This window comes from Leisingera sp. CC-HEC096 (assembly GCF_059429235.1).
The window spans coordinates 1,684,770-1,706,983 of sequence record NZ_JCAIJS010000001.1; the positions used below are offsets into that span (position 1 = coordinate 1,684,770).

Annotated in this window: 27 protein-coding genes and 1 tRNA gene; 7 read left to right on the forward strand and 21 right to left on the reverse strand. The window is 64.5% G+C overall.

Features of this window, described 5'->3' with window-relative positions:
- Window positions 1–25: 25 nt before the first annotated feature.
- Window positions 26–1,051 carry an RluA family pseudouridine synthase gene (locus AC5STI_RS08220; RefSeq protein ID WP_490399048.1) on the reverse strand — a complete coding sequence of 342 codons (1,026 nt, stop codon included), beginning with the start codon at window positions 1,049–1,051 and terminating at the stop codon, window positions 26–28.
- On the opposite strand from AC5STI_RS08220, the gene AC5STI_RS08225 reads away from it, so the two are divergent.
- Window positions 1,050–1,355: a DUF6476 family protein gene (locus tag AC5STI_RS08225; protein ID WP_495446317.1), complete on the forward strand. Its 306-nt coding sequence runs from the start codon at window positions 1,050–1,052 to the stop codon at window positions 1,353–1,355. The genes AC5STI_RS08220 and AC5STI_RS08225 overlap by 2 nt on opposite strands.
- 10 nt (window positions 1,356–1,365) lie before the next feature.
- Here AC5STI_RS08225 and AC5STI_RS08230 read toward each other — a convergent pair whose 3' ends face one another.
- The gene (locus AC5STI_RS08230) at window positions 1,366–1,896 is read right to left on the reverse strand and encodes a hypothetical protein (protein WP_495446318.1); all 531 of its coding nucleotides are present in this window, start codon (window positions 1,894–1,896) and stop codon (window positions 1,366–1,368) included.
- Between the two features lie 217 nt (window positions 1,897–2,113).
- On the opposite strand from AC5STI_RS08230, the gene AC5STI_RS08235 reads away from it, so the two are divergent.
- Entirely contained in the window at window positions 2,114–2,473 is a 360-nt protein-coding gene (locus AC5STI_RS08235; RefSeq protein ID WP_475046626.1) for a hypothetical protein, read from the forward strand.
- Between the two features lie 201 nt (window positions 2,474–2,674).
- Here the strand turns inward: AC5STI_RS08235 and AC5STI_RS08240 are convergent.
- Together AC5STI_RS08240 and AC5STI_RS08245 are read right to left on the reverse strand one after the other, a co-directional pair.
- Window positions 2,675–2,751 (reverse strand) — tRNA-His (locus AC5STI_RS08240).
- A 185-nt stretch (window positions 2,752–2,936) separates the two neighbouring features.
- Entirely contained in the window at window positions 2,937–3,452 is a 516-nt protein-coding gene (locus tag AC5STI_RS08245) for a GNAT family N-acetyltransferase (protein ID WP_495447742.1), read from the reverse strand.
- 71 nt (window positions 3,453–3,523) lie between these two features.
- On the opposite strand from AC5STI_RS08245, the gene AC5STI_RS08250 reads away from it, so the two are divergent.
- Window positions 3,524–3,709, forward strand: a complete 186-nt coding sequence (locus AC5STI_RS08250) for a DUF6324 family protein (RefSeq protein WP_421054530.1) — start codon at window positions 3,524–3,526, stop codon at window positions 3,707–3,709.
- Between the two features lie 241 nt (window positions 3,710–3,950).
- Here the strand turns inward: AC5STI_RS08250 and AC5STI_RS08255 are convergent, their stop codons facing one another.
- From AC5STI_RS08255 to ribB, 5 genes are all read right to left on the reverse strand, one after another.
- Entirely contained in the window at window positions 3,951–4,433 is a 483-nt protein-coding gene (locus tag AC5STI_RS08255) for an MmcB family DNA repair protein (RefSeq protein ID WP_495446319.1), read from the reverse strand.
- Window positions 4,434–4,788: 355 nt separating this feature from the next.
- The gene (locus tag AC5STI_RS08260; RefSeq protein WP_495446320.1) at window positions 4,789–5,118 is read right to left on the reverse strand and encodes a hypothetical protein; all 330 of its coding nucleotides are present in this window, start codon (window positions 5,116–5,118) and stop codon (window positions 4,789–4,791) included.
- A 171-nt stretch (window positions 5,119–5,289) separates the two neighbouring features.
- Window positions 5,290–5,772: a transcription antitermination factor NusB gene (gene nusB, locus AC5STI_RS08265; RefSeq protein WP_495446321.1), complete on the reverse strand. Its 483-nt coding sequence runs from the start codon at window positions 5,770–5,772 to the stop codon at window positions 5,290–5,292.
- Entirely contained in the window at window positions 5,769–6,320 is a 552-nt protein-coding gene (locus AC5STI_RS08270; RefSeq protein WP_475046633.1) for a 6,7-dimethyl-8-ribityllumazine synthase, read from the reverse strand. Before AC5STI_RS08270 ends, nusB begins: the two co-directional genes overlap by 4 nt.
- Before the next feature lies 1 nt (window position 6,321).
- Window positions 6,322–7,449 (reverse strand): 3,4-dihydroxy-2-butanone-4-phosphate synthase, encoded by a 1,128-nt coding sequence (ribB, locus tag AC5STI_RS08275; protein WP_495446322.1) that lies wholly within the window; start codon window positions 7,447–7,449, stop codon window positions 6,322–6,324.
- A 194-nt stretch (window positions 7,450–7,643) separates the two neighbouring features.
- On the opposite strand from ribB, the gene AC5STI_RS08280 reads away from it, so the two are divergent.
- Window positions 7,644–8,696: a proline racemase family protein gene (locus tag AC5STI_RS08280; protein ID WP_495446323.1), complete on the forward strand. Its 1,053-nt coding sequence runs from the start codon at window positions 7,644–7,646 to the stop codon at window positions 8,694–8,696.
- A gap of 165 nt (window positions 8,697–8,861) precedes the next feature.
- On the opposite strand, the gene AC5STI_RS08285 is transcribed toward AC5STI_RS08280, so the two are convergent.
- Window positions 8,862–9,449, reverse strand: a complete 588-nt coding sequence (locus AC5STI_RS08285; RefSeq protein WP_495446324.1) for a riboflavin synthase — start codon at window positions 9,447–9,449, stop codon at window positions 8,862–8,864.
- Window positions 9,450–9,613: 164 nt separating this feature from the next.
- Here AC5STI_RS08285 and AC5STI_RS08290 point away from each other — a divergent pair, with 164 nt between their 5' ends.
- The 3 genes from AC5STI_RS08290 to AC5STI_RS08300 all read left to right on the forward strand — a co-directional run bounded on the left by AC5STI_RS08290 (window position 9,614) and on the right by AC5STI_RS08300 (window position 14,154).
- Window positions 9,614–10,906 carry a capsule polysaccharide biogenesis protein gene (locus AC5STI_RS08290; RefSeq protein WP_495446325.1) on the forward strand — a complete coding sequence of 431 codons (1,293 nt, stop codon included), beginning with the start codon at window positions 9,614–9,616 and terminating at the stop codon, window positions 10,904–10,906.
- Between the two features lie 95 nt (window positions 10,907–11,001).
- Window positions 11,002–12,135 carry a polysaccharide biosynthesis/export family protein gene (locus tag AC5STI_RS08295; protein ID WP_490399028.1) on the forward strand — a complete coding sequence of 378 codons (1,134 nt, stop codon included), beginning with the start codon at window positions 11,002–11,004 and terminating at the stop codon, window positions 12,133–12,135.
- 6 nt (window positions 12,136–12,141) lie between these two features.
- The gene (locus AC5STI_RS08300) at window positions 12,142–14,154 is read left to right on the forward strand and encodes a capsule polysaccharide biogenesis protein (protein WP_495446326.1); all 2,013 of its coding nucleotides are present in this window, start codon (window positions 12,142–12,144) and stop codon (window positions 14,152–14,154) included.
- 185 nt (window positions 14,155–14,339) lie between these two features.
- Here AC5STI_RS08300 and ribD read toward each other — a convergent pair whose 3' ends face one another.
- The 11 genes from ribD to rpoD all read right to left on the reverse strand — a co-directional run bounded on the left by ribD (window position 14,340) and on the right by rpoD (window position 22,092).
- Window positions 14,340–15,437: a bifunctional diaminohydroxyphosphoribosylaminopyrimidine deaminase/5-amino-6-(5-phosphoribosylamino)uracil reductase RibD gene (gene ribD, locus AC5STI_RS08305; RefSeq protein ID WP_475046646.1), complete on the reverse strand. Its 1,098-nt coding sequence runs from the start codon at window positions 15,435–15,437 to the stop codon at window positions 14,340–14,342.
- Complete coding sequence (nrdR, locus tag AC5STI_RS08310) at window positions 15,437–15,904, reverse strand: transcriptional regulator NrdR (RefSeq protein ID WP_027236911.1); 468 nt, start codon at window positions 15,902–15,904, stop codon at window positions 15,437–15,439. The genes ribD and nrdR overlap by 1 nt, the downstream gene beginning before the upstream one ends.
- Window positions 15,905–16,027: 123 nt before the next feature.
- Complete coding sequence (locus tag AC5STI_RS08315; protein ID WP_490399025.1) at window positions 16,028–16,444, reverse strand: secondary thiamine-phosphate synthase enzyme YjbQ; 417 nt, start codon at window positions 16,442–16,444, stop codon at window positions 16,028–16,030.
- A 60-nt stretch (window positions 16,445–16,504) separates the two neighbouring features.
- On the reverse strand, window positions 16,505–16,930 hold the full coding sequence (locus AC5STI_RS08320) for a hypothetical protein (RefSeq protein WP_495446327.1): 426 nt from the start codon (window positions 16,928–16,930) through the stop codon (window positions 16,505–16,507).
- A 47-nt stretch (window positions 16,931–16,977) separates the two neighbouring features.
- Window positions 16,978–17,388, reverse strand: coding sequence for a hypothetical protein (locus tag AC5STI_RS08325; protein WP_490399023.1), 411 nt, complete (start codon window positions 17,386–17,388; stop codon window positions 16,978–16,980).
- Window positions 17,389–17,515: 127 nt separating this feature from the next.
- Window positions 17,516–17,917, reverse strand: a complete 402-nt coding sequence (locus AC5STI_RS08330; protein WP_495446328.1) for a hypothetical protein — start codon at window positions 17,915–17,917, stop codon at window positions 17,516–17,518.
- Between the two features lie 106 nt (window positions 17,918–18,023).
- Entirely contained in the window at window positions 18,024–18,320 is a 297-nt protein-coding gene (locus AC5STI_RS08335; protein ID WP_495446329.1) for a hypothetical protein, read from the reverse strand.
- Window positions 18,321–18,403: 83 nt separating this feature from the next.
- A complete protein-coding gene (locus tag AC5STI_RS08340) occupies window positions 18,404–18,949 on the reverse strand; it encodes a DUF4166 domain-containing protein (protein WP_495446330.1) in 546 nt (181 codons plus the stop codon).
- Complete coding sequence (locus AC5STI_RS08345) at window positions 18,946–19,374, reverse strand: thiol-disulfide oxidoreductase DCC family protein (protein WP_495446331.1); 429 nt, start codon at window positions 19,372–19,374, stop codon at window positions 18,946–18,948. Before AC5STI_RS08345 ends, AC5STI_RS08340 begins: the two co-directional genes overlap by 4 nt.
- Before the next feature lie 33 nt (window positions 19,375–19,407).
- Window positions 19,408–20,064 (reverse strand): hypothetical protein, encoded by a 657-nt coding sequence (locus tag AC5STI_RS08350; RefSeq protein ID WP_495446332.1) that lies wholly within the window; start codon window positions 20,062–20,064, stop codon window positions 19,408–19,410.
- Between the two features lie 39 nt (window positions 20,065–20,103).
- Complete coding sequence (gene rpoD, locus AC5STI_RS08355; RefSeq protein WP_475046663.1) at window positions 20,104–22,092, reverse strand: RNA polymerase sigma factor RpoD; 1,989 nt, start codon at window positions 22,090–22,092, stop codon at window positions 20,104–20,106.
- Window positions 22,093–22,214: the final 122 nt, after the last annotated feature.

A 22,214-nucleotide genomic window follows, 5' to 3' on the forward strand; every position in this document is an offset into this window, starting at 1 on the left:
AAGAACACAACTATTTGCTGGTAATTTACTGCCGCAAAGCCGCCAGCAAATCCGCCATATCCTGCGGCAGCGGCGCTTCGAATCTGAGCGGCTCACCGGTGACCGGATGCGCAAAGCCGAGCACCGCTGCGTGCAGCGCCTGGCGCGGGAAGGCCTGCACCGCAGCCTGCGCCGCCGCGCTCAGCACCTTGGCAGGCAGCTTGCGGCGGCCGCCATAGGTGGGATCGCCCACCAGCCCGTGGCCGGCATGAGCCATATGCACCCGGATCTGGTGGGTGCGGCCGGTTTCCAGCCAGCACTCGATCAGCGCCGCGCAGGGGGGATTGCCGAAACTTTCGCAGATGCGGGCGCGGGTCACCGCGTGGCGTCCGCCCTGAAACAAAACGGCCTGGCGCTGCCGGTCGGTCTTGTGCCTGGCCAGCTGAGTGGTGAGCTTGAGGATATTGCCGGGCTCAAAGCTCGCGCCCTTGACGCCGCGCAGACGCGGGTCGTTGCCGTCCGGAACCCCGTAGCAAACCGCCTGATAGTAGCGTTCCACCGTGTGTTTCTCAAATTGCGCGGCCAGCCCCTGATGCGCGGCATCGGATTTGGCCACCACCAGGAGGCCGCTGGTTTCCTTGTCAATGCGGTGGACGATACCAGGACGCTTGACCCCGCCGACACCCGACAGGTTGCCGCCAAAGTGATGCAGCAGCGCGTTGACCAGCGTGCCCGAGGGCGAACCCGGCGCCGGATGCACCACCATGCCCGCGGGCTTGTTGATGACAATCAGATCGTCGTCCTCAAAAACGATCTCCAGCGGGATATCCTCGGGGCCGATATGGCTGTCTTCGGCCTCTTCCACCTCGATCGCAATCTGCGCGCCTTCGGCAATCTTCGCCTTGGGATCCCTCACCACGGCACCATCCACCGTCAGCGCCCCCTCCTCGATCAGCCGGGCCAGACGGGTGCGCGACAGCGACGCCTCCTCTGGCACATCGCGCGAAACCGCTTTATCAAGCCGCTTAGGCGGGTTTTCCGCGATGACAAACTCAATCCGGCGGCTGCCCATGACTGATCCTTCCGAGACCGAAATCCAACAGGAACCGCCGCAGATCCGGTTCCTGCGGCGGCTGGTGACCACGCTGACCGTGGTGATGATTGGCGGGCTTGTAGTGATTATCTCGCTGCTTGTCATCCGCCTGCAGGCAAGTGACGCGCCGCTGCCTGCGGAAATTGCCCTGCCCGATGGCGCGGAGGCCGAGGCAGTGACTCTGGGCCGGGACTGGATTGCCGTTGTGAGCCACGACAACCGCATTCTTATTTACGACCGGGAAACCGGTGAACTGCGCCAAGAGGTGCAGATCACCGACTAAGCCGGCCCGATCAGGACCGGAGCAGTACCTTGTTCGAGTCGATTGCCGCGGCGATTTGGGCGTATTGCGTCTGCCGCTCCCGCGCGGTTTCCGCACTGCGCAGAAGGACTGTGGCAGCTTCCTCCAATATCCGGGTGGCCTCCAGGTTCACGGCGGCCTGTACAGAGGCGCGCACCGGCGTGAGCGGCCGGGCGGTGCGTTCTGCCGGGTCGGCGGCGCTGGACACGGTCACCCGGTTCCGTTCCGGATCGCGGTTCTGGCGGGCCAGTCGCTTGAGCCTGCCGGAGGTGTCCTTGAGCACGCTGCGCACTTCGTCGTAGTCGGTGTCTTCCGGGATGCCGTCTGCGGCGGCTTCAAGCCTTTCGGACAGACAATCGACCTGCAGAGCCGAATCGCCGGTGGCGCCGCAGAAAGCTTTGGCCGCAGCCAGGGTTGCCAGCAGTTCCGCCAGAAACGCCGCCGAGCCGAACTCTCCGCCCGGCACAACCACCGTGTAGACAAGCGGACCCGGGCTTTGCGCCAGGACGGGCGAGGCGGACAAGCCCAGGCAGGAAACCCCTGCTGTCAAACACTTGCAGATTGAATTGAACATCTCGTAACCCCAACTGTTGCATGAAACTGCCCGCCGGCGGCGGGCAGTCCGCGCAGCAGCGCTGCGCGGCTTCTTGCCGGAACGAATGGGCCGCGGCGCAGCAATGTTGCCCGGTGAACGGCCGTTAACTAATCTGAATTTGTCCCAATCATAAGGTTGTTTATACATGTATACCAGTATCTTGCGGGCGGCTTCGCTCATTATTCCGCTGGCCTTTGCCGGACAGGCGGCATTGGCCCAAGCGTCGGGCCCGGCCTTGGATGAGGCCAAGCGCCGCCTGGCCTGCGGTGCCGGTGTGCCCGTGTCCGCCAGCTATCTTCCGGACGGCTCGCTGCAGGTGACCTGCCAGGCCACAGGCGCCGAAACCGTGACCCAAGCTGATACCGGCCGTATGCCGGAGACCGGCCTGTCAGCCGGTGCCACCGCCGGGGTGGTCGCAGGAGCCCTGTTCCTGGTTGTGATCGCCGATGACGATGATGGCACCACCACTACGACGACAACAACCACCACAAGCACCGCCGATTGAGGCCGGGGCCGGCCGCTGGTTCAGGCAGCGGCCGGTCTGCATCCCACGAGAGAAACAGCCCAGCCCCGGCAGAGGCTTCCGCACAGGCTCAGCAAGGCCCGCCCTGCGCTGCCGCAAACGTCACAGGCAAATGCGCAAACTATAGAACCGCCAAGCAAATGAGCCCGGCGCTTGCTGACTTCATATTTTACCAAGGGGAGATGGTACCGCCTCCCCGGCTTGAACGGGGGACCTCTGGATCCACAATCCAGCGCTCTAACCAACTGAGCTAAGGCGGCACTGAGGGGGCATTTATAGCACGTCCCAGAGGCACGCAAGAGGTTTTTTTGCCTTTCCGCCGCAGAAATCCCAGGCATCGCGCCTACAGGTTCAGCGGGCCGGACCAGCGGCAGGCGCGGCCGCGGAGTTATCCACAAGCGCTTGCTATTACAGGCGAATCCAATTCCGCCTGGAACCGCATTGGTTATGCGCCCGAGACCTCAAAAGTCAGCTTCCAGGTCTGCTCCACCAGATCTTGGCCATAGCTGTGGACCGGGCGGCTGCCGCGCAGCTGCCAGCCGAAGGCGCGGTACAAGGCGCAGGCGGTGCGGTGGCTTTCATGGGTTTTCAGCATCATGCCGCGGTAGCCTGCGGCGCGGGCAAACGCCATGCATTCCCGCAACAGCCGCTTGCCCAGCCCCTTGCCGCGCGCTTTGGGCGTCAGCAGGAACAGCCGCAGCTGCGCGGTCTGTTCGTCCTTCCTCATGCAAAAGACTGTGCCCAGCCGCTCGCCGCGGCTTTCCGCCATCCAGCCCCGTTCGCAGCCCGGGTCATGGCCCGCGCAGAAACTGTGCAGAATGTCGGCAACCAGCGGCCCGAAAGTTTCATCAAAGCCGGCCTCGCGGGCGTAGAGATCCTGGTGGCGGGCTACCAGCCATTGCATGTCGGTCGGGGCGAATCGGCGCAGGGTCACATCCGTCATGGACCGAGTGTAGCGCAAACCCGGCTTGCCTTTCAGCGTGCGGCGGGCTAGCACCGGCTGCAATCCGCTGACCGGCTTAGGAGCGCAAGATGAGTATCAATACCGAACGCGACATCGAGGCAAACCTGCAAATCGGCCCCACAGATCAGGGCATGGTGCGGATCTTCATCGAGGCGGGCGGCACCGAGATCCCGATGGACTTTGATCCGGAAGAGGCCGAGGAAATTGCCGACGAGATCCGCGCGGCTGCCCAGGCGGCGCGCAGCATCAAGTGATCCTGCCTGCCTGACCCATTGCGCGCCCCTGCTGGCTGGCGCGCAGTCTCTTGTCCCGGCCCTTTAATCGGGACGGTTGACCCGTCCCGCATCCCGGCGCGCTTGGGATTGCCGGACCGGGTGCTTCCAGACGCTATCCGCAGCGCGCTTGCAAAGCGTGCTGCCGGGCCCAAGGCCGCCAAGGGGTTCCGGCGCAGCCGGGGGGGGGCACCTGCAGGCGCGGGAGCGCCCCCTTTCGCAGTCACACGCCCGGCTCTTCGCCCCCTGCCCCGCCCAGCAGCAGCCCGTCCTTGCCAGGGTCCGGATCGCGCAGGATTTGCAGGCGGCGGGCGGCGTCCATGGCGAATTTCTGCACCAGCTTCTTGCGGCGCGTCGGCGCCACCTTATCCTCCGGCGCCATTCGGATGATCTCCGCATCATAGGGATCGGCTATGATCAGCCCGGAGCCATCCGGCAACAGATCGGTTGGAAACTCCATGTCCACCGCCCAGAAATAGCGGTCGCACCACTCCAGATAGCCTTCCCACTTGCCATCCGCCTGGAAATCGGCGCGGCTGGATTTGCACTCGATCACCCAGAGCTCCCCCTTGGGACCCAGCGCCATCACGTCCACCCGCAAGCCGCGGGCGGGGACGAATTCCTCCAGGGGCGCGAACCCAAGCGAGCGCAGATAGCGCGACACCCCGCGGGCCAGTCTTTGTCCGGGCTGCAGATCTTCAATCATGGACGCGAATGTGAACAATTAGAGAACAAATTGCAATCCCGCGGTTTTGCCCGGAAATGGCGAAGCCGCGCCGCGCTCCCCCTTGTAACGAAGGACCGGGCAGCTTACTTACGCCCTTGGCGGGTTCTGCCCTTCTCGTGACAGGCAGCATTCCGGTGGCCTTAAGCAATTCCGAGGGAGCTGGCTCTGTTCGGATCCTGGTCCGTTTACCTGGCGCCCACCTGTATATACAGGTCCTCGGGAATCAAAGCCGCACGGTTGATTGGTGGTCCCGCCGCTTCCACCACCCTCTCTGCAAAAGAAAACCGCGCCTTCCGGGGGAAAGCGCGGGCAGAACGCCTGTGCGCCGGTTTGCTTAGCGGCGCGTGCGCAGCTGCTGCTGGCGCTGGGAAGGCTTTTCAGCGGGCACTTTCACCGGCTGGAAGTCATGCGCCACCGGAGTGCCGCGGCGGGGGCCGCTGTCTTTCTCAGCCATCGCCATCACTGCCCAGGCAAACTGCACGCCGGCAAAGACGATGCCATGCATGAACCAGAGCAGGAACACCGCCAGAACTCCTGCATCCGAGGCGGTGACCAGCGACCAGAGGTTCATTACATTGAACCACAGAAGCACCGCCACAAAGGCCGCGGCGATTGCAAAGCCGATCACAACATTGCGGATATACATCTTCACCAGTTCAGGCATCTGAATCCTCCAGAATTGCAAAGTGAGGTTATCAGCCTTTGCGGCGCCGTCCAGCGGTTCCGGAGGAGATGAGCGGAATTTGTCGCACCCCTTGCGCAGCGCCTGCCCCAAACGCAAAAAAGCGCGCCCATCGGCGCGCTTTTTTTCTTTTCAGCTCCCTGACCGGCAGCCTCAGAACGCTTCGGGTTTGGCCTCACGCGCCATGTGGTCGAGCACGGCATTGACGAACTTCGGCTCCTTGCCTTCGGGAAAGAAGGCGCGGGCGATGTCGACAAACTCGTTGATTACGACTTTGGGCGGAGTATCGGACTGGGTCATCTCGGCGCCAGCGGCGCGGAACAGCGCCCGCAGGGTCGGGTCGATGCGGGCAATCGGCCATTTCGCCACCAGAGCGCGGTCGGTCATCTGGTCGATCCGCGCCTGATGGTTCACCGCTTCGCGCACCAGATTGCGGAAGATTTTGGTATCGCCCTCCGCCATTTCGTCACCCTCATAGACAGCACCAAACCGGTGATCCTCGAACTCGACGATCACCTTGTCGAAGGTGAGGCCGCTGTGTTCCATCTGGAACAGCGCCTGCACGGCGTAGAGCCGCGCTGCCGATCTCATCTGATTCTTGCCGTTGCCCTTGGGGCGGCTGTCCTGGGTGCTCATGCGCTGGTGGATCCGTTGTCTGTACCGGCGACCTGATACGCCCCTGCGGGTGCCTTGAAGCCGATGCCTTTGGTCTGGGCGCCCCACTTACGCGTGAGCGCGATCAGATGCAAGGCCGCAGCCGCAGCGCCGCCGCCTTTGTTCTGATCGGCGGTATCGGCGCGCACCTCGGCTTGCTTGCGGTTTTCCACGGTCAGGATGCCGTTGCCGATGCACAGGCCCTGCAAGCCCATCAGCTGGATCGCGCGGGAGCTGTCGTTACAGACCGTCTCGTAATGGGTGGTCTCGCCGCGGATCACGCAGCCCAGCGCCACATAGCCGTCGAAGTTCGAGCTGCGGTCGGCAATGGCAATCGCGGTGGGCACTTCCAGCGCGCCGGGCACTTCCACGATTTCAAAAGTGCCGCCCGCGGCTTCGATCTCGGCCGCGGCGCCGGCGACCAGATTGTCGGCGATATCCTTGTAGTAGGGCGCGACAACAATTAGCAGCTTCACCGGCTTGTCGAACTCGGCGCGCGGCAGGGTGTAGTGGGTTTCATGTCCAGCCATATCAAGCGTCCTTCAGAATGGGGCGGCTGCCGGTGATGGACAGGCCATAGGCGTCCAGCCCGACGTATTTGGTCGAGGGCGAGTCAGTCAGCAGGACCAGCTCATGCAGGCCCAGGCTCGACAGGATTTGGGCGCCGATGCCGGTCTGCTTGATGGTCACCGTGCGCGGGCCCTCGTCCTCATTAGCGTACAAAGCATTGCGCGGCTGGCGGAACAGGGTCACCACGCCGCGGCCCTCTTCGGCGATGATCTCCATCGCGCGGGGCAGCTGGCGGGCGGACTTGGGGCCGAGGCCCAGGATGTCGGTCGCCTCATGCAGCGCGTGGGTGCGCACCAGCACCGGCTCCGGCGTGGTGATGTCGCCCTTGATCATCACCACGTGCTCAATGCCTTGGGTCTGATCGGTGAACAGGCGCATCTCCCACTCGCCGCCGATTTCGGAGGTCACGGTCTCGCGCGAGGTCTCCACCACCAGGTTGTCGTTGCGGGCGCGGTAGGTGATCAGGTCGGAGATGGTGCCGATTTTCAGCCCGTGCTTCTGCGCGTACTCCACCAGGTCGGGCAGACGCGCCATGGTGCCGTCTTCCTTCATGATCTCGCAGATCACGGAGGACGGGTAGTGGCCTGCCAGGCGGGCCACGTCGCAACCGGCCTCGGTGTGGCCTGCGCGGACCAAAACCCCGCCCCGGCGCGCACGCAGCGGGAAAACATGGCCTGGTGTGGCGATGTCGGCTGCGGTCTTGTCCGGGTCGATGGCGGTGGCCACGGTCAGGGCGCGGTCCGCGGCGGAGATGCCGGTGGACACGCCCTCGCGCGCTTCAATGGAGACCGTAAAGGCGGTTTCGTGGCGCGAGGAGTTGTGCAGCGCCATCATCGGCAGGCCCAGTTCCTCGATCCGCTCGGCCGGCATCGTCAGGCAGATCAGCCCGCGGCCGTGGGTGGCCATGAAGTTGATCGCGGCGGCATCGGCGTGCTGGGCCGGGATCACCAGGTCGCCTTCGTTCTCGCGGTCCTCGTGGTCGACCAGGATGAACATACGGCCCTGGCGGGCCTCTTCGATGATCTCTTCAATCGGGCTGATGGCATCGCGCAGTTGCGCCTCAACCGGCCCCGGTGTTTCAAAGCTCATATGGCAGCCTTTCGATGTGCGTGGGCAGCACGCCTGGCACTGCGGGTTCTTTCCCAGCCAGATAGCCCAGGCCGGCAGCAAATGCCAGTCCCGCAAACGGCAACAAGGGGTCTGGACGCGCCCTGTGCATCTGTGCACAAGTGGTTTTGGATCCAATCTCCGGATCAAGCATCAATGGGTTGGGAGGACCAGACATGCGCGCATCCCGCATACTGCAGGCGGTCGAGGCTCATGCAGAGGGCGAGCCAGGCCGGGTGATCACCGGCGGCATGCCCCTGCTGCGGGGCAATTCGGTGTTTGAGAAGATGCAGGACATGGCGGCGAACCATGACGGGATCCGCCTCTCGATGCTGCGCGAGCCGCGCGGCAATCCCGGCCTGTGCGGCAATGCCATCGTGCCGCCCTGCCACCCGGAGGCCGATGCGGGTTTCATCATCTTCGAGCAGACCGAATACCCGCCGATGTCCGGCTCCAACACCATCTGCGTGGTGACGGTGCTGCTGGAAACCGGCATCGTGCCGATGGTGGAGCCGGTGACGGAGCTGGTGCTGGAGGCGCCGGCCGGGCTGATCCGGGTGCGGGCCGAATGCCGGGACGGCAAGGTGACACGGGTGGCGTTCCGGAACGTGCCCGCCTTTGCCGTGCATCTGGATGCGCAGGTGGAGGTGGCGGGGCTCGGCACCGTTACCGTGGATGTGGCCTGGGGCGGCATGTTCTTTGTGCTGGCCGAGGCTGAACGGCTGGGTGTTTCGCTGGACGCGGACAACGGCGCGGAGATCGTGCGCGTATCCGAGGCGATCCGCCACGCTGCCGCCGAGCAGTTGCCGGTGGTGCATCCGGACAATCCTGAGATCACCGGCCCGACCATCACGAACCTCTGGGGCGCGCCGGTTGCCGAAGGAACCCACGGCCGCGGTGCGATCACCATTTCGACCGGCCCCTTCAACCCGGAGCGCCCGCAGGACGCCAGCGGCATCCTCGACCGCTCGCCCTGCGGCACCGGCACTTGCGCCAAAATGGCGGTGCTGCACGCGCGCGGGCTGCTGGGCGCCGGGCAGGATTATGTGAATGCCGGGCCGCTGGGCACCACCTTCACCGGGCGGATTGCCGAAGAGACACAGGTGGGGCCATACAAGGCTATTGTCCCGACCTTGTCCGGCCAAGGCTGGATCTATGGCCTCTCCAGCTACACGCTGGATCCCAGCGACCCGTTCCCTGCGGGATACACCGTCGGCGACATGTGGTGATGCGCGGCGCCTTGGCGGCGCGCCCGGCCCAACGCTTGAGACAGCATCTAAGATGCTGGCTGAAAGGGCGGGAGAGCTTCTGCAAAAGGAGGTTGAGGGGCGCTGCCCCTCGGCCTGACGGCCTCACCCCGGAGTATTTCGGGAAAGATGAAAGGGCCGACGCGCTTATCCGGCTTCCTGCAGGCGCGCGACGTAGCGGGCCAGGGTGTCGATTTCCAGGTTGATGCGGTCACCGGTCTTCACTTCGCCCCAGGTGGTGACGTCCTTGGTGTGCGGGATGAAGTTGATGCCGAAGTCGCAGCCATCCACATCGTTCACCGTCAGCGAAGTGCCGTTCAGCGCTACCGAGCCCTTGGGGGCAATGAAGCGCGCCAGCGCCTCCGGTGCGCGCAGGGTGACGCGGGTGCTGTCGCCCTCATCCGTCATGGCCACCACTTCGGCGACGCCGTCCACATGGCCGGACACGATATGGCCGCCCAGCTCGTCGCCCACTTTCAACGCGCGCTCCAGGTTCACCCGCTTGCCTACGGCCCAGGCGCCGAGGTTGGTCTTGGAGACGGTCTCCGCCGAGACCTGCACGTCGTACCAGTCATCGCCCAGCGCAACCACGGTCAGGCAGACACCATCGGACGCGATTGAAGCGCCGATGTCGATGGTGGCCGTGTCATAGGCTGTGCGGATCCGCGCGCGCAGGTCGCCCTGCTGCTCCAGTTCGGCGATGGTGCCGACGTCAGTGATGATGCCTGTGAACATGGGTACGCTCCCCGCCGGTGCAATGTCTATCCTGCGGCAGAGGTAGCCAAGCCGCACGGTCTTCACAAGCCCCGGCTTGCGTTCTCCCCTGCTGAGGCCATAGTTTCGCCGCACTCAAATGTTAGCCGGTCCTTATTCTTGTATTTCGAGTTCTGCACCCCGTGATGCCCAACCATCCTGCGACACACCGAAGCTTCCTGTTCCTGCAGGGCCCGCACGGGCCGTTTTTCGCCGCGCTTGGCAAGATGCTGCGGGCTGCAGGCTGCGAGGTGGCGCGGGTGGGGTTCAATGCCGGCGACCAAGCCTTCTGGCGCGGCAGGGACAGCTACATTCCTTTCACCGGCAGCCAGCAGGAATGGCCGGAGGTGCTGGCCGGGCTGCTGGACAGCCGGTCCGTCACCGACATTGTGCTCTACGGCGACACCCGCCCTATTCACGCAGCAGCAGTGGCGGCGGCGCAGCAGCGCGGCCTTACCGTGCATGTGTTCGAAGAAGGCTATCTGCGCCCCTATTGGGTGACCTACGAGCGCGGCGGCGCCAATGGCCATTCGCGGCTGATGGATATGACGGTTCCCGGCATGCAGGAGGCACTGGCGCTGTCTGACATGGAAGCGCCGCTGCCGCCGGCGCATTGGGGCGATATGCGCCAGCATGTCTTTTACGGCGCGCTGTACCACTGGTTCGTGATGTTCTGGAACCGCAAGTACCGCAACTTCTGCCCCCACCGGGCGCTGCCGGTGACCAAGGAATTCCAGCTTTACCTCAAGCGCTTGCTGCTGATGCCCGCGCAGGCGCTGGAGCGGCGGCTGGCGGAGCTGCGCATCCGCAACGGCGGCTTTCCCTACCATCTGGCGCTGCTGCAGCTGGAGCATGACAGCTCCTTCCAGATGCACTCCCCGTTCAGCAGCATGCGCGATTTCCTGGAGGAAGTGATCAGCGGCTTTGCCGAAGGCGCACCGCGCCATCATCACCTGGTGATCAAGGCACACCCGTTGGAAGATGGCCGCGCCCAGGTGCGCCGCACGCTGCGGCGGCTGGCGCGGGAGCATGGCATCGCCGGCCGGGTCCATTATGTGCGCGGCGGCAAGCTGGCGCAGCTGCTGAACGAGGCGCGCACCGCGGTGACCGTCAACTCTACCGCCGGCCAGCAGGTGCTGTGGCGCGGCATTCCGCTGCGGGTGTTCGGACGCGCGGTTTATGGCAAGCCGGAGTTTGTCTCGCAGCAGCCGCTGGCAGAATTCTTTGCAGCCGCCTGCCGCCCCGACAGCCGCGCCTACAAGGATTACCGCCGCTTTCTGCTGGAAACGTCGCAGGTGCCCGGCGGGTTTTATTCCCGCGAGGGGCGCCGCCAGCTGCTGCGCCAGGTGGCCGATATGATGCTGGCAGACGAAGATCCCTATGACGCGCTGCGCCTAGGCACAGCGGCACCACGGCAACAGTTGCGCCTGGTGACCTGACGCAGAATTGCCCAAAGACTGGATTTTTCCCTGCTGCCCGGTTAGGTTGCCGGTAAAACTTGAGGCAAACAATAATTGGTCGAGGAGACCGAGCAGTGAAATCCGTTCCCCTTCGCTGGGCGCGTCCGGTGGCCATGCTGGCGGCCTTGACGCTGGCAGCCTCTTGCGGCCTGCCCAAAGTCGGCCCCAACAAGCGCCAGATCTTCGCCGGGTCCGTGCAGCGGGAAGGCGATGCCTTTATCGTATCCGTCAACGACCGGGTTGCCCGTGCAACCGCCGTGGTGCCCGCCCTTGGGTTTTCCTCCGGCTTTACATCCGCGGGCAGGCTGACCTCCGACACCATCCGCCCCGGCGATGTGCTGGGTCTCACCGTCTGGGAAAACGTCGATGACGGGCTGCTGGCGGCAGAAGCCACCAACTCCACCGTGCTCGAAGAGGTGCAGGTGGACAGCGCGGGCTATATCTTTGTGCCGTACGCAGGCCGCCTGCGCGCCTCCGGCAACACGCCGGACCAGCTGCGCGAGACCATCACCCGGAAACTGGAAGACCAGACTCCTGACCCGCAGGTGCAGGTGCGCCGCCTGGCAGGTGATGGCGCCACCGTCAGCCTGACCGGCTCTGTCGGTGCTCAGGGCGTCTACCCGATCGAACGCCCGACCCGGACCCTGTCCGCCATGCTGGCCCAGGCCGGCGGGGTGACGATCCAGCCGGAGATCGCCCAGGTCACCGTGATCCGCGGCCAGGAGAAGGGCAAGATCTGGTTCCAGGACCTGTTCGACAATCCGCAGCTGGATGTCGCCCTGCGCGGCGGCGACCGAATTCTGGTTGAGGAAGACACCCGCTCCTTCACCGCTTTGGGCGCAACCTCCGCCCAGGCGCGGGTGCCGTTTGAAAGCCAGGACCTGTCAGCGCTGGAAGCGATTGCCCAGGTCGGCGGGCTGATATCCAACGCCTCGGACCCCACCGGCGTGTTCGTGCTGCGCAACGAGCCGTCCGAGATCGCCAACCAGGTGCTGGGCCGCGACGACCTGATCGGTGCCCAGCGCATGGTTTATGTGCTGGACCTGACCCAGCCGAACGGCCTTTTTGTCGCCCGCGACTTCGTGATCCGCGACGATGACACGCTTTATGTCACCGAAGCGCCCTACACACAGTGGACCAAGACCATCTCGGTCCTGTTGACCCCGGTGGGCTCGCTGTCGAGCGTCTCCACTGCGCTGGATGGCTAAACCTCCATGCGCCTGAACACAGGCCAGCAAAAAGCCGGGAGCGATGCGTCCCGGCTTTTTGTTTTCAACGGCGGTTTTCTGACCCAGCGGCGGGTACGGCGGATTTTGCAGCTGTCCGGGTATGATATCCGGCTGGGCCTGCCGCGGCCGGAGGATCTGATCGGCATCTGGGGCGCCTCCCCCACGGCGCACCGGGGCCTTGCAGTCGCCGAGCGCCGCGGCTGCGGGCTGCTGCGGGTGGAGGACGCCTTTCTGCGCTCAATCCACCCCGGCCGCGCGGGGGAGCCGCCGGCGGGGCTGCTGCTGGACCGGGCAGGAGTGCACTTCGATGCCGGCGTGCCGTCGGACCTGGAGCAGCTCCTGGCCAGCCACCCGCTGGATGATGCCCATCTGATGCGCCGGGCGCGTGATGCGGTTGCCCGTCTCAAAGCCGCACACCTCAGCAAGTACAACGCCTTTGACCCCGAAAACCCGGTGCCGGAACCCGGCTATGTGCTGGTGGCGGATCAGGCGCGGGATGATGCCTCGGTCAAAGCCTCGCGTGCGGACCGGGCCCGGTTCCTGGAAATGCTGGCCTTTGCCCAGGAGGAGCACCCCGGCGCGCGGGTGCTGATCAAGACCCACCCGGAGACGCTGCGCGGCTACCGGGCGGGCTATTACGATGCCGGGGATGCGCAGGGCCGGGTCGAGCTGTTCACCGGCAGCGTCTCTCCCTGGGCGCTGCTGGAAGGGGCTGTAGGGGTCTATACGGTCTCCTCCCAGCTGGGGTTTGAGGCGATCCTGGCCGGACACAAGCCGCGGGTCTTTGGCCAGCCGTTTTATGCGGGATGGGGGCTGAGCATAGACGACGCGCCGCCAGCACGGCGGCAGCGGCAGCTGACACGGGCGCAGCTGTTTGCTGTTGCAATGATCCTTTATCCGAAATGGTACGACCCGTTCCGGGATGAGCTGTGCCCGCTGGAGACGGTGCTGGACAATCTGGAGGCGCGTGTCCGCGCCTGGCGGCAGGACCGTAAGGGCTGGGCCGCCTGCGGTATGAGGATGTGGAAACGCAAACCGCTGCAAAAGTTCTTTGGCGCTGAAAAGAAAGTGCTGTTCACCGGGGACGCGGCCAAGGCGCAGGCCAGCGGCCGGAACTGGATGGTCTGGGCCGGAAAAGCCACAGGCGCACACAGCGGCGCGGTGCGCGTCGAGGACGGCTTCTTGCGCTCGCGCGGGCTGGGCGCCGAATTGGTGCCGCCCCTGTCTCTGGTGACCGACCGGGGCGGGATATACTACGATCCGCGCACCCCCTCTGACTTGGACGCGCTGATTGCCCGCCGGGTGGAAATGACTCAGGCGGAGGAGCTGCGGGCTGATCGCCTGGCACAGTCGCTGATCCGCGACGGCGTGTCGAAGTACAACCTTGGCGGCGCCGCCCCTGCCCTGCCGGAGGGCCACCGGATCCTGGTTCCGGGCCAGGTGGAGGATGACGCCTCGATCCTGTGCGGCGGCGGGCAGGTGCGGACCAACCTGGAGCTGCTGCGCGCCGCGCGCGAGGCCAACCCCGAAGCCGTCATCATCTATAAGCCGCACCCGGATGTGGAGGCTGGGCTGCGCAAAGGCGGGGTGGACGCAAAAGGCCTTGCGGACGTTGTTGCTGCGCAGGCCGACCCCATGGCCCTGCTAGGCCAAGTGCAGGAGGTCTGGACAATGACTTCCCTCCTGGGTTTCGAGGCGCTGCTGCGCGGGGTGAAGGTCACTACGTTGGGAATGCCATTTTATGCTGGCTGGGGGTTGACCACCGATCTGTCCCCGGTGCCGTCCTGGCGCCAGGCGCAGGTGCCGCTCTTGGGTCTCGCCCATGCCGCGCTGATCGACTATCCGCGCTATTTCGACCCGGTGACCGGCCAGCCCTGCCCGCCAGAAGTGGCAGTGTTGCGCCTGCGCCAAGGGCGCCTGCCGCACCCGGGTCTCGGCAACCGCCTTCTGTCCAAGCTGCAGGGGCTGTTTGCAACCTACACCCGCCTCTGGCGCTGACGGAAGCATTGACAGCACAGGCAGAACTCCCGCGCCCGCAGGACGCCCTGGCTGGCGCCAGCGCGTCCTTGGCGGCCTTGGGCGTGGCCCGGCGCAAGACGCCGGGCCACGCCCAACGGGAGCGGAGCATGGTAATGCTCCGGCGACGGGCGGGAGAGCCCGCCTGTCAGAAAAACAGCAGAAAGTCAGCGCAGCGCGCGGGTCCAGCGGTGCAGAATGTCACGTCCGACCGGGCGGGTTTCCACCAGCTCGAACCGGGGGGCCTCGTCCAGGCGGCCGATACCCAAGGCGCCGATCGAGGGCAGCCCTTCGGCACCGATCCCCAGACCGGCAGTGAAACCGATCAGCTCATCCACCAGGTCAAATGCCAGGAGCGAGGCCGCCAAAGCGCTGCCGCCCTCGCAGAACACGCGGGTCAGCCCCGCCTGCCCCAGCTGCTGCAGCACATCGCCCGCATCCAGCTGCACCCCGTGCGAGGCGCAGGGGATCAGCTTGGCGCCCAGCCCTTCCCAGGCCTGGATACGCTCATGGTCGGCGCCATGGCCGTGGCAAAGCCAAACCGGCACCTGTTTTGCGGTGCGTGCCAACTGGCCCATCAGCGGCAGGTCCAGGTGGCGCGAGATCACCACCCGCACAGGCTGCTGCTCGACCCCCAGATCACGCACCGTCAGCGAGGGATCATCCGCGCGCGCTGTACCGCCGCCGACCATCACCGCATCGTGGCGGGCGCGCATCGCATGCACAACGCGGCGTGCCTCCGGCCCGGTGATCCACTTGCTTTGCCCCGATCCGGTGGCAATGCGGCCGTCAAAGCTGCTGGCCAGTTTCAGCGTCACCAGCGGACGGCCCTGTTCGGTCTTCAGAAAGAACCCTGCATGGTCGCGTGCCGCCTGCGCACCCCAGACGCCTGTATCCACTCTGATACCGGCATCCCGCAGCATCCGGATGCCCTGGCCGGAGACCCGCGGATCACTGTCCCCGATCGCAGCCACAACCCGTGCCACCCCGGCATTGATCAATGCCTGGGCGCAAGGCGGGGTTTCGCCCTGATGGGCGCAAGGTTCAAGAGTGACATAGGCGGTGGCGCCGCGGGCGGCTTCACCAGCCTGCGCCAGCGCTTCGGTTTCCGCATGCGGGCGGCCGCCCGGCTTGGTCCAGCCGCGCCCGACCACGCGGTCGCCCTGCACGATGACACAGCCGACAGCCGGGTTTGGCCAGCAGTTGCCCTGGCCGCGCCGGCCCAGAGACAGCGCCAGCGCCATGAAACGGTGATCAGTGTCCATTATTCTTCCGGCGCCACCGGCGGGCGCAGCTCGTGGACAAAATCCTCGAAATCATCCGCTGCCTGGAAGTTCTTGTAAACACTGGCAAATCGCACGTAAGCCACGGTGTCGATCCGGGCCAGCGCCTCCATCACGATCTCGCCGATCTTCTTGGAGGGTATGTCGGTCTCCCCCATGCTTTCCAGCCGCCGCACAATGCCAGAGATCATCTGGTCAATGCGCTCCGGCTCAATCGGGCGTTTCTGCATTGAGATGCGGATAGAGCGCTCCAGCTTGTCGCGGTCGAAGTCCTCGCGCTTGCCATTGGACTTGATCACCACCAGGTCGCGCAGCTGCACCCGCTCATAGGTCGTGAAACGGCCGCCGCAGGCCGGGCAGAACCGGCGCCTCCGGATCGAAACATGATCTTCGGCGGGGCGTGAATCCTTGACCTGAGTGTCGATATTTCCGCAAAATGGGCAGCGCATCCGCCTGCTTCCTCAATCCTGTCAGCCTGATTATTAGTGCCGGGATCGGCCCGGTTATCCACAACTATAGGCTACCCTCCAGAATTTGGGTAGAGGTGATTTCCCGCCGCTAGATAAAGAGGTTTACGCAAGGTGCGCCGACACCCTGCGCTGATGCGGAGCATCGCGGTGTTCAAACAGATAAATACCCTGCCAGGTGCCCAGCACAGGCGCTCCGTCCGCCACCGGGACCGACAGGCTTACCGGCATCATAGCCGCCTTGATATGGGCTGGCATATCGTCCGGGCCCTCATAGGTGTGGCGCAGATAGGACATCGAGGGATGGTTCGACGGCGGCACCAGCCTGGCGAAAAAGGCGCGCAGATCGGTCTGCACCTCCGGGTCGGCATTTTCCTGGATCAGCAGCGAACAGGAGGTGTGGCGGACGAAAAGGGTCAGCAGCCCGTCCCGCAGGCCGCTTGCAGCCACCCAGGACCGCACCCCATCGGTGAATTCATAAAGGCCCTGCCCGCGCGTCGGTATGGTGAATTCGTGATGCATGGGGCAGTTTTGGCTCAAACCGGCCCGGCAGGCAACTGATACGCCGCGCAAATTCCCCGGTCAGCGCAGCCAGCGGTCGCGCCCGGGCAGCCGGTCATAGCAGTAGTTCTGCGCAGAGGTCACCCGCAGGCTGTCGCCCGCTTCGCGCACATTCAGCGTCAGGCTGCCCGACCGGTCCGGCACACCCGGCGGCAGGCCAAAGGCGAATTGCACCGCCTTGCGTCCCGGACGGTTGACGGACGGCCCCTCCCCGCGCCAGACGTAAATCCGCTGGTTCGCCGGCGCGCGCAGCTGGCGGATGGCAAAGTCGGCGATGCTGCACCAGTAATCCTGTGCGCCCGACCGGCTGCGGGCCACCACCTCCCAAACCCCTTGGGAGACGGGCAAAACCTCATTGCGGTTGATTGCCCGCCAGGCGGATGCCGGCACCGGAATAGCAAGAACCAATGCCAGCAGCCCGGGCAACCACAGTTTTTTGCAGGTCATTTCAATCCCCTTCCCCGCCGCCGGAAAGGCCGCGGATCAATCTGGTTTCAGGGCCGGCCAAACGGAACGAAGCAATACTCGTGGGCCCTCTCCACGCTCATTGTATCACCAGCTTGCAGGCTGTTGACAGATTTGTAGCCGTCAGCCGGTGCGGCAGCCGCCAGATTGGCGTCCAGCGTGAACTGCACGGCGGAGCGGCGCCCGGTTGTTTCGCTGGGGCCCAGGCCGCGATAGATATGCAGCTTGCTGCTCCAAGGCCGCCCCAGCACACGCTGGACATGGTCCGCGGCACCGCACCAGAACAGGTAGCCGTTGCCGGTCCGGGCGATGACTTCGAACACGCCGTCGGACACCGGATTGACCCGGATGCTGTGGCGGCTGGCGTTGGCGGCGGAAACATCGGGGAGCGCCAGCACCAAGGACGCGGCAAGGACTGTGGCGGCGGAAACTGGTTTCATGCTGTCTTCCCTTCGGTCTGAAAGTTGCCCGCCTGGCCGTGCGGCTGGGCGGTTCTCTCTCAAGGGTAAGAATATTCAGAACACAAGCCAGTCACACTGCCGTGCGGTGGCAGGCCTGCAGCCTGCGTTACAGGCCCGACGCCTGCACGCAATAGCCATAGCCCTGCTGCACGGACATGCTCTCACCCGGGCGGAAGCCAAGCGACAGCCAGCCGATCTTGGGAGTGATGCCCGCACGCTCCGGGTACAGGGTGAACTGCACCGACGAGCGGCGGCCGGTGGTGACGCTCATGTCCCGTCCGCGCACAACGTAAAAACGGTCAGTCCAGTTTGCACCCAGTTCCCGGCGGGCATATTGGGCGGCGGCGCACCAGTAATCCCAAGTGCCGCCGGATCTGCCCGGCACCACTTCGTAGACGATGCTGTCGACCGGCAGCACCCGCACGCCCCGGTTAGCAATGAAAGGTTCTGCAACAGCAGGAACTGCGCCGAGACAGGCCAGGCCAAGCGCGCAAATGAAGTTTTTCATCCGGAATTATCCCTTTGCTGCGGCCAACATAGGGACTGGCGGCTGGCACTCCAAGTGCCGGTTGCGGGCAACGCCGCCTGCTCTCGCAGATGTGTGAAGGCTGGCGTCAGGCCCGCACCGGGAACGGGATGATCTTTGCGCTTTGCGGCTGGCGGCCCAGCACCTCCTCCAGGATGGCCAGCACCGCCGCGTTGGGCGCAGTTCCGGTTTCCGGGTGGAACCTGGCCCGCGCCTGGCGGCGCAGCATGTCCTTGGAACCGCTGGCGTCCAAGTGCTGCAGCGTTTCCCCCTGCTGCGCCAGCGCCTCGACCATGAAATGATTGGCCGCCACCAGATCGTTGAGCGAGCTCAGCTTGTCCGTCAGCGCCGCAAGCGCCTCGTTCATATCGGTATGTGCAGACATCCCCTTCCCCCGGAAGACCATAGGCGACAGCTGCGATTTTAGGCGCCTGCCATTGGTGGGACAATGCCAGGGTTAGCAAATGGTTAACGGCGCACGTCCAGCTCCGGCAACTCGAGATGGCCGCGGTAGCGCACCAGCAGGCCGATCCGCGGCAGGCTGGCGGAGATGTCGAAGCCCAGATGCCCCTCAGGCGTTTCAAACTCCATCGACGCACTTTGCGGGCACAGGGCCCGGGGCAGCGGCAGGCCAAATAGCCGTGCCTTCTCGACCGTTACCACCAGCGCGCCTTGCTGCACCGAGGCCACCAGCTCCAGCTCCACTGGCCCGAAGCGCTCCACGGCGCGCCCCTTTCGCGGATCATACCGCAGGCGCGAGCGGGTCTGGTGCTTGCCGAAGCTGCGCTGCCACACATGGCTCCTGCCCTGCGGCGCAACGTCCAGCCGGAACCGGGTCCGGGGCAGCGGCGGCGGGAAGCCGGCCAGCCCGGCCAGCAGCCGCGCCCAGCGGTTGCCACCCTCGACCGTGACAAGGCCCTGGCTGCGCTCCGGCGGCTGCGCATGGAACCGCAGCAGGGCTGGCGGCACCTCAAGCTTGTGCGCCGCGATGATCTCGCCGAAGGCGTCCCTCATGCCCCGAAGCCCCCGGCGGCAAAGCGGGCGCGGATCTCCGGGCTGGGGATCATGCAGCGGTCATAGCGGCCGAACAGCCGGTAGCGGTTGCGCGCGATGCTGAAATAGACGGGGTCCTTCAGCCATCCCGGCAGGAACCGGCACAGCGACAGCACCGGCCACGGCCAAGGCAGCGCCCGCATCGCCGCGGCAAAGGCATCCAGGCGCTGATGAGTTCGGCCGTCGACGATCACCAGGTTGGTCTCGAACTCATCCACGGGCAGCCCGTGTTCGCGGTAAAGCTGCTGCCCCAGCGGCGATTGTGCTGTGGCAAAGGCGAACCGCCCTGCCCGGTCATGGCGCAGCATGAAACGGAAGAAGCCGGAACACAGCACGCATTCGCCGTCGAAGACGATGAGGTTTTGGCGCGGATCACCGGCGGGCATCAAACAGCCTTTCCAATTTTACTCCAGCTTTGATCAGCGCTCAGGATAGATGTCCGTATCTGGCCCAAACACCACCTCGCTACCGGAAGCGTACAAGAAGCACCGCCTCCTGTTACCATCATTTTCTTCACATTTTCTAAGCGCGGCCTGTTCTGCTTCACGCATTGTCAGCCGCCCGGACGCATACGCCCAAGCACCGTTCCGGCTCAATGCCAGAGCCTTGTTTCTCCGGGCTGCAGTGTAGCGGGCAACCACATCCCGGCTTCGCAGGTCTGCCACAAATGGGATGGTTTCAGGACTGACCGTGTCTGCATAAACCACTGAGGGCACGGCCCGCCATTCAGGCAGATTCCGCCCCTTTGCTATTGCCAGCCCGCAAGGCTGGCCGGCACTGTGCTCGCATTTTTGCAGCACGGCGCTGGTAATTGTGGAGGACAGCTTATTGCCGCTGCAACGGGACGCCCAATGGCCGTTTGGAGACACCGCGACCAAATAGGTCTGCTTGCAGCGAACCCGCTCATAGTCTCTTTGAATAGCAGCACTCGCGGGTTCCGAGAGAAATGGAATCTGGTGGAAATCGGGGGCTTCTGCCCGCGCGGAAACTGTGCTGGCCGCCAATACGGCACATACGAATCTGAACAACATGATCTGAAATTCCCAGGCTGAAATGCCACGCAGAATACAGGTCAATCCGGCAAGAAAAAGGCGCCCACTAGGGCGCCTCTCAACTTACTGATCCAGGAAGCTGCGCAGCTTGCGGCTGCGGCTGGGGTGCTTCAGTTTCCTGAGCGCCTTCGCCTCAATCTGGCGGATCCGTTCGCGGGTGACGCTGAATTGCTGGCCGACTTCCTCAAGGGTGTGGTCGGTATTCATGCCGATGCCGAAGCGCATCCGCAGGACCCGCTCCTCGCGCGGGGTGAGCGAGGCCAGAACGCGGGTGGTGGTTTCCTTGAGGTTTTCCTGAATGGCGCTGTCGAGCGGCAGCACGGCATTCTTGTCCTCGATGAAATCACCCAGCTGCGAGTCTTCCTCGTCCCCGATCGGGGTTTCGAGCGAGATCGGCTCCTTGGCGATCTTCATCACCTTGCGGACCTTCTCCAGCGGCATCTGCAGCTTGTCTGCCAGCTCCTCCGGGGTCGGCTCGCGGCCGATCTCGTGCAGCATCTGGCGGCCGGTGCGGACCAGCTTGTTGATGGTCTCGATCATGTGGACCGGGATCCGGATGGTGCGTGCCTGGTCCGCGATGCTCCGCGTGATGGCCTGGCGGATCCACCAGGTCGCATAGGTCGAGAACTTGTAGCCGCGGCGGTATTCGAACTTGTCGACCGCCTTCATCAGACCGATGTTGCCCTCCTGAATCAGGTCCAGGAACTGCAGGCCGCGGTTGGTGTATTTCTTGGCGATCGAGATCACCAGGCGGAGGTTGGCCTCGACCATTTCCTTCTTGGCCTGCCGCGCCTCTTTCTCACCCTTCTGAACCTGCTGCACGATGCGGCGGAATTCGGAGATGTCCAGACCGACATACTGGCCCACCTGAGCCATGTCGGCGCGCAGCTCTTCCACCTTGTCGGTGGAGCGTTCGATGAACATCTGCCAGCCGCGGCCCGGCTTTTCGCCCATTTCCGCCAGCCAGTTCGGATCCAGCTCGCGGCCGCGGTAGGCGTCAATGAACTCGCGGCGGTTGATGCGGGCCTGGTCGGCCAGTTTCACCATCGAGCTGTCGATCTGCATGACGCGGCGGTTGATGCCATAAAGCTGGTCGATCAGCGCCTCGATACGGTTGTTGTGCAGGTGCAGCCCGTTCACCAGCTCGACGATTTCGGAACGCAGCGACTGGTAGCGCGCCTCGTCTTCCGAGCTGAAGGAACCGTCTTCGTTCAGAGTGGCGGAGATCCGGCTGTCCTGCATTTCGCTGAGTTCGGCGAAGTCGGTGGAAATCCGCTCCAGCGTGGTCAGAACCCGGTCCTTGAGCGCGGCCTCCATCGCGGCGAGCGACATGTTGGCCTGTTCGTCCTCGTCGTCGTCGTCGTCACTGGAAATCGGGTTGCCGTCGGCATCCAGCTCCGGGCCTTCCTCCTTGGCCGGCTTGGCGGCGGCCTGCACCGCGGAAGGATCGACCACCGGTGTCTCCTCCTCGCCGTCCTCGTCCAACTGGTTGCCAAAGGTGGCCTCCAGGTCGATGACGTCGCGCAGGAGAATGTCCTCGGACAGAAGTTCGTCGTGCCAGATGGTGATCGCTTGGAAGGTCAACGGGCTTTCGCACAGGCCCGCGATCATCGTGTTGCGGCCAGCCTCGATGCGCTTGGCAATCGCAATCTCGCCTTCGCGGCTCAGCAGCTCGACCGAGCCCATCTCGCGCAGGTACATGCGCACCGGGTCGTCGGTGCGGTCCAGCTTTTCGGTCTGGGCGCCTGCCAGCGCAACCTCACGCGGGCCTTCGGTGGTCACAAGGTCGGTCGTGCCCTTGTTCTCTTCTTCCTCGGCCTCTTCGTCCTCGATGATGTTGATGCCCATTTCGCTGAGCATCGACATCACGTCTTCAATCTGTTCCGAGCTGACCTGATCCGGCGGCAGAACCTGATTGAGCTGATCGTAGGTGATGTAGCCTTTCTCGCGGGCTTCCGCGATCATCTTCTTGACCTGAGCCTGGCTCATATCAAGGGAGATTTCGGCGTCCTGATCGTCAGGTTTGCGGTCGTCGGTGTCTTTGGCGGCCATTCATTGCTCCTACTCAGGGGCTGCGGGGCGTTTCGAATCACGCGAATCATTAGCGCGATCATCCGATTCGTCACCCCGTTTACCCAATTTTCCTGTGCTCTTCCTTAGCAAAACGCAGAATC

Excerpts from the sequence above, each read along its gene's own strand:
- AC5STI_RS08225 (WP_495446317.1), top strand. The coding sequence starts at position 1,050 with ATGACTGATCCTTCCGAGACCGAAATCCAACAGGAACCGCCGCAGATC.
- AC5STI_RS08220 (WP_490399048.1), bottom strand. The coding sequence starts at position 1,051 with ATGGGCAGCCGCCGGATTGAGTTTGTCATCGCGGAAAACCCGCCTAAG.
- AC5STI_RS08235 (WP_475046626.1), top strand. The coding sequence starts at position 2,114 with ATGTATACCAGTATCTTGCGGGCGGCTTCGCTCATTATTCCGCTGGCC.
- AC5STI_RS08250 (WP_421054530.1), top strand. The coding sequence starts at position 3,524 with ATGAGTATCAATACCGAACGCGACATCGAGGCAAACCTGCAAATCGGC.
- AC5STI_RS08255 (WP_495446319.1), bottom strand. The coding sequence starts at position 4,433 with ATGATTGAAGATCTGCAGCCCGGACAAAGACTGGCCCGCGGGGTGTCG.
- AC5STI_RS08260 (WP_495446320.1), bottom strand. The coding sequence starts at position 5,118 with ATGCCTGAACTGGTGAAGATGTATATCCGCAATGTTGTGATCGGCTTT.
- nusB (WP_495446321.1), bottom strand. The coding sequence starts at position 5,772 with ATGAGCACCCAGGACAGCCGCCCCAAGGGCAACGGCAAGAATCAGATG.
- AC5STI_RS08270 (WP_475046633.1), bottom strand. The coding sequence starts at position 6,320 with ATGGCTGGACATGAAACCCACTACACCCTGCCGCGCGCCGAGTTCGAC.
- ribB (WP_495446322.1), bottom strand. The coding sequence starts at position 7,449 with ATGAGCTTTGAAACACCGGGGCCGGTTGAGGCGCAACTGCGCGATGCC.
- AC5STI_RS08280 (WP_495446323.1), top strand. The coding sequence starts at position 7,644 with ATGCGCGCATCCCGCATACTGCAGGCGGTCGAGGCTCATGCAGAGGGC.
- AC5STI_RS08285 (WP_495446324.1), bottom strand. The coding sequence starts at position 9,449 with ATGTTCACAGGCATCATCACTGACGTCGGCACCATCGCCGAACTGGAG.
- AC5STI_RS08290 (WP_495446325.1), top strand. The coding sequence starts at position 9,614 with ATGCCCAACCATCCTGCGACACACCGAAGCTTCCTGTTCCTGCAGGGC.
- AC5STI_RS08300 (WP_495446326.1), top strand. The coding sequence starts at position 12,142 with ATGCGCCTGAACACAGGCCAGCAAAAAGCCGGGAGCGATGCGTCCCGG.
- ribD (WP_475046646.1), bottom strand. The coding sequence starts at position 15,437 with ATGGACACTGATCACCGTTTCATGGCGCTGGCGCTGTCTCTGGGCCGG.
- nrdR (WP_027236911.1), bottom strand. The coding sequence starts at position 15,904 with ATGCGCTGCCCATTTTGCGGAAATATCGACACTCAGGTCAAGGATTCA.
- AC5STI_RS08315 (WP_490399025.1), bottom strand. The coding sequence starts at position 16,444 with ATGCATCACGAATTCACCATACCGACGCGCGGGCAGGGCCTTTATGAA.
- AC5STI_RS08320 (WP_495446327.1), bottom strand. The coding sequence starts at position 16,930 with ATGACCTGCAAAAAACTGTGGTTGCCCGGGCTGCTGGCATTGGTTCTT.
- AC5STI_RS08325 (WP_490399023.1), bottom strand. The coding sequence starts at position 17,388 with ATGAAACCAGTTTCCGCCGCCACAGTCCTTGCCGCGTCCTTGGTGCTG.
- AC5STI_RS08330 (WP_495446328.1), bottom strand. The coding sequence starts at position 17,917 with ATGAAAAACTTCATTTGCGCGCTTGGCCTGGCCTGTCTCGGCGCAGTT.
- AC5STI_RS08335 (WP_495446329.1), bottom strand. The coding sequence starts at position 18,320 with ATGTCTGCACATACCGATATGAACGAGGCGCTTGCGGCGCTGACGGAC.
- AC5STI_RS08340 (WP_495446330.1), bottom strand. The coding sequence starts at position 18,949 with ATGAGGGACGCCTTCGGCGAGATCATCGCGGCGCACAAGCTTGAGGTG.
- AC5STI_RS08345 (WP_495446331.1), bottom strand. The coding sequence starts at position 19,374 with ATGCCCGCCGGTGATCCGCGCCAAAACCTCATCGTCTTCGACGGCGAA.
- rpoD (WP_475046663.1), bottom strand. The coding sequence starts at position 22,092 with ATGGCCGCCAAAGACACCGACGACCGCAAACCTGACGATCAGGACGCC.